This window comes from Bradyrhizobium pachyrhizi, from assembly GCF_001189245.1.
Classification (GTDB): domain Bacteria; phylum Pseudomonadota; class Alphaproteobacteria; order Rhizobiales; family Xanthobacteraceae; genus Bradyrhizobium; species Bradyrhizobium pachyrhizi.
In genome coordinates, this window is sequence record NZ_LFIQ01000077.1 from 115,171 (window position 1) to 119,796 (window position 4,626).

At 64.8% G+C, this 4,626-nt stretch carries 3 protein-coding genes; 1 reads left to right on the forward strand and 2 read right to left on the reverse strand.

Annotation, left to right across the window (positions count from 1 at the left end; translation table 11 throughout):
- Positions 1–701 (reverse strand): extracellular solute-binding protein (locus tag AKL29_RS16670; protein ID WP_244482093.1); only part of this gene is annotated, 701 nt, incomplete at its 3' end.
- A 171-nt stretch (positions 702–872) separates the two neighbouring features.
- Positions 873–3,176 carry a PAS domain S-box protein gene (locus tag AKL29_RS16675; protein ID WP_050384903.1) on the reverse strand — a complete coding sequence of 768 codons (2,304 nt, stop codon included), beginning with the start codon at positions 3,174–3,176 and terminating at the stop codon, positions 873–875.
- A gap of 744 nt (positions 3,177–3,920) precedes the next feature.
- Here AKL29_RS16675 and AKL29_RS41975 point away from each other — a divergent pair.
- The coding region (locus AKL29_RS41975; RefSeq protein ID WP_193395221.1) for a coiled-coil domain-containing protein at positions 3,921–4,626 on the forward strand (706 nt) is incomplete at its 3' end.

The following is a 4,626-nucleotide window of genomic DNA, read 5'->3' on the forward strand; positions in this document are numbered from 1 at the left end:
AGGATCTTCTTCGGCGGATCGGCCGCCGACTGCACCTGCATCACCCGCTGCTGCGACAGCTTCTCCAGATACGGCCAGCCGAGGTCGCGTGCCAGCACGAAGGTCGCGGTCATGATCGCGCCGGAATAGCTCGGGTGGCCCTTGACGATCTTGCCGCGCCACTTGGGATCGAGCAGGTCGGCGTAGCTCTTCGGCGCCTCCTCGCGCTTCACCTGCTCGGTGTTGTAGCCGATCACCTCGAACCAGGCGCAGGACGTCGCCGAGGTGCCGTCGGGATCGATCTGGTCGGCCGGGAAATGTCTGGCGACGTCCTCCGGCACATAGGCCGCGAGCCAGTCGTTCTTCTTCCAGTCGAGGTAATGCGCCGGATCGGTGGAATTGGCGACGTCGACGGCGTTGATGCCGCTGCCCTGCTCCTGGGCGATCCGCTGGAAAATGCGTTCCGCGCCGGAGCGCTCGACGCGGACGCTGATCCCGGGATATTTCTGCTCGAAGTCACGCGCGAGACGCTCGGCCGTGTTCAGTTCCAGCGCGCTGTAGAACGAGATCTTGCCTTCCTTCTTGGCGGCTGCGATCAGCTCCGGCGTCACGGCTTCCGCCGGCGGCGCCGCCGCGCGCAGCGGCTCCGCGAATACCATGCCGGCGGCGGTGGCCGCCGTCACCTTGAGCCAGTCGCGCCTCGACCATTTGCGGTCCTGCATTCCATACTCCCTGAGATCGGGCCGTTGACCGGCCGCGCCTTTGTCGCGGGAGCTTAGCGCGTAGGATGGGTAGAGCGAAGCGAAACCCGTCAAATAGCGGGTGATGGGTCTCGCGCAGTTTATCATCGGGCCGCGCGTTGCGGACCCATTGGCATCCAGGCACGCCGCGGTCTACGTCTTCGCGGGCGGATTCTCGCGCAGGAAGCGTTCGAGATCGGGCTGCACGGAATAAGGCTGCGGAACCGGATCGCCCTGAAAGTCGACCTGAAGATCAAGGCAGCGCCGCAGCATCCGCGCCAGTTCGCCGCGCCGATAGGGCTTGGTCAGCAGCGGAATGCCGTGGCCGCCACGCCCCTGCTGCGCAGGCAGCACGCCATCGCTGTAGCCCGAGGTGAACAGCACCCGCAGTGCCGGGCGCCCCGCCATCAGTGTCTCCGCCAATTGCCGGCCGTTCATGCTGCCGGGCATCACGATATCGGTGAACAGCAGGTCGAACGCGGTGCCGCGTTTGACGATTTCGAGCGCGGCGTCCGCGTTCGCCGCGACCAGCACGTTGTAGCCGAGGCTTTCGAGCTGGCCCGTGACATAGTCTCGGATCGTAGGGTCGTCCTCCACGCACAGGATCGTCTCGTCGCCGCCCCTGACGGGCAGATCGTCCTCCTCCGCCGCGCGCTGTGCGGTGCCGTCGGCCTTCGGCAGATAGATCCTGAAGATGGTGCCGCGCCCCTGCTCGCTCTTGACCTCGATCCCGCCGCCGCTTTGCTTGACGAAGCCGAACACCATGCTGAGCCCGAGCCCGGCGCCCTGTCCGACCTCCTTGGTGGAAAAGAACGGATCGAAGATCTTCTCTAGATGCGTCGGCGAAATACCGGTGCCGGTATCGGTCACCTCGATCACGAGATGATCGCCGGCGCGCTCGACGCCGCACGCCACGGCGTCGGGAATCCCGAGCTGGACGTTACGGGTCGCAAAGGTCAGCGTGCCGCCGTCAGGCATGGCATCGCGCGCATTGATGGCGAGGTTGACCAGCGCGGCACCAAGCTGGCTGCGGTCGACGAAGGCGAGCCAGGCATTGCGGCCGAGCTCCGTCCTGATCTCGGTCTGCGAGCCGAGCGTCTGCGACAGCAGCCGGACCACCTCGCCGACCAGGTCGTTGACGTCGGTCTCGCCGGGCTGCAGCGGTTGCTTGCGCGCGAATGCCAGGAGGCTCGAGGTGAGTTGCGCGCCGCGATCGGCGGCATCGCTGATCAGCTTGGCGATCGCGGCAAGTTGCGGATTGTCCTTGACGCCGTCGGCGAGGATTTCGATCGTGCCGGTGATCACGGTCAGCATGTTGTTGAAGTCGTGCGCGATGCCGCCGGTCAGCCGCCCCAGCGATTCCGACTTCTGCGCCTGGATCAACTGCTCCTCGGCGATCCGGCGCTGGCTGACGTCCCTGACAAAGGAATTGATGATCCAGCCATCGCCGCGGCGCAGCGCGTTGAGGGACACCTCGACATAGAACCGGTGACCGTCGCGGTGCAGGCACGCCGTTTCATAGCGCATGCCCATGCCGCCGGCCGCGGTCTCCTGCAGGAAGCGGGTGATCCGCTGCCGGTGCGCAACGCGCAGCTCCTCCGGAAACACCAGTTCGACCACCCGATAACCGACCGCCTCGGAGCGCGTCCAGCCGGTCAGCGCCTCGGCCTGCGGGCTCCAGTCGAGAATGAAGCCGTCCTGGTCGGTCTGGACGAAGGCGTCGAGCGCGGTCCTGACGATGGCCTGCGCCATCTGCTCGCTCTCGACCAGCGCCTGGTGTGCCCGCCGCTGCGCGGTGACGTCGTGCAGCACGGCGACCGCGCCCCGCAGATTGCCGGTATCGTCGCGCAGCGGCCGCGCGTTGACGACAAGGAAGACGGCCGGTTGCGGCGGTTGCGGTTTGACGATCAACTCGAAATCGTCGACGTCATTGCCGCGCAGCGCACGCGCCATCGGCGTGTCCGGGATCGGCATCACGGTGGTACCGTCGGAATAATAGTTCTGGAAGGTGCGAACGCCGGTCAGGGTATCAAAACCGGGTTCGACACTGTACAGCCGTCGCGCCGCGGCGTTGACGATCACGATCATCCCGTGCTCGTCGGCGACCACGACCGGATCGCGGATGCTCTCGACGGTCTTCTCCAGCAGGTGCTGCCTGCTGCCCAGCTGCGCCGACAATTCGGCAAGCGTCACCGCGAGCTGAGCGGTCTCGCCGTCATCGCCTGAGCCGAGCGCGACCTGCTGGCCGCGCGACAGCGCCTCCGCCGCCCGCACCAGCTGGGCGGGCGTCCTGGACAGCGATCTCGCAATCATCTCAGCCGTCATCAATACCACCGCAACCGCGCCACCGGCGAGCAGAACGCCCGGCCAGGTCACGCCATGGATGAAGCCCAGCGCGAGCAGGAGCGCGGCGACGGGAAACATCATCCCCATCGCCAGACGGCCCGACAAATTCATCCCGACCAACCCCTCGTGTCGGCTGCGCCCGAAAATGGAAAAGGAAAAGCAGTATTCGGAAAGGGTCGTCGGCGCCGGAGCAAATATCCCTGTTGCTTAGCCGAGTCCGGCGCAGCAATCCGCCACTTTCGTATCCGTATTAGTACGGAGAAGAACCAATTCTGGCGCGCGCTCGATACCGGAGGAAGACTAGCCGCGACCTGTCGACGGGCGGTCTCGCCAACAGCGCAACGCAACCTGCTAGAATTTGCGGGAGGAGCCCGGGGTACATGTTTGGCACTACTGTCGGCCGGGCGCCCCAGCAGGATGCCGGCATGATCGCGTGCCAAACATGGAACGCTCCGCATCCGGCGTTTCAGGGTCCAGCCAGGCCCTCGCCGGCGCTTAGCGACGCTCCCAACGCCGACTACGCACCTCGAAGCAACGTGCCTCGGCTGCGAGATGCATCAGATGGTCGCGTTCGCTGTCATGAGGCGGCCGAACAGGACCCCGATCCACGACCTCGAGCGCCCCACGGCAAGCGGTGTTCCCGATTGCGGACGAACCATATCTCGGCCAAAATCGTCGGGACAGTTCAGGAAGGATGAGCTTACAAAAAGAGAGACGATGTGACGTGCAGGCCGCATCCTCATCCCTCGTAAGCTTAAGCTGCAAATACCCATCTGGGTCCCGTTGAATGTTAGCGCGCCGAAGAGCGGATCTGCTCCCAAGGCGGGTGACCTTGCATTTGATACGGAGCACAAAATGGATTCCATGCTGAATGACAGGGTCGCGGAAGGGCGGCTCGTGAGCTTGGAAGAGCAGCTTTCGAACCTCGCGCGCGAAGCAGGAGTCAGCCCTTCCGGCCCGCCGACCAGCAAGAAAGCGTTTCACGCGCCGCTAGAAGCGGTTCATCGATTGGCGGATTGGCGCCACCTGGCCATTGTCGGTTCTGTGCTGGCAGCATGCATTGGTGGCGCTGCTTGGTGGTGGTCGTCACCCAGCGACACGGCGATGGTGGCCTCCTCTGGCCACTCCTCACCTCCTGCGCAAACCCCGCCGAAAGACGCCACACCGAAAGACGTTGCGCCGACTGCCGCCGCACTTTCTTCCGACTTGGCGCAGCAGCTTCAACCGATGGCGCGCGATCTCGCTGCCTTGAGGCAGGCGGTCGAACAGCTTGAGGCGAGGCAAGAACAATTGGTCCGCGACCAAAAGAATGTCGCAAGCCAACTCGAAGCGAGCCAAGCAGAAATGGCACGCAGCAGAGATATCATCGACCAGATCAAGGCGACCCAGAATCAGATCGCGCGCGAAAGCGAGACGGTCACCGAACGGCTCAACGCAAGCCAGGAACAGCTGGCCGGTGTCATCGCCAACGCCGCAGAGCCAAAGGTGAGCCCCGAACAGCCAAACGTGAGCCCCGAACAGCCAACGGTAACCCCGGAAATACCACTGCCGCGCCCGCGGC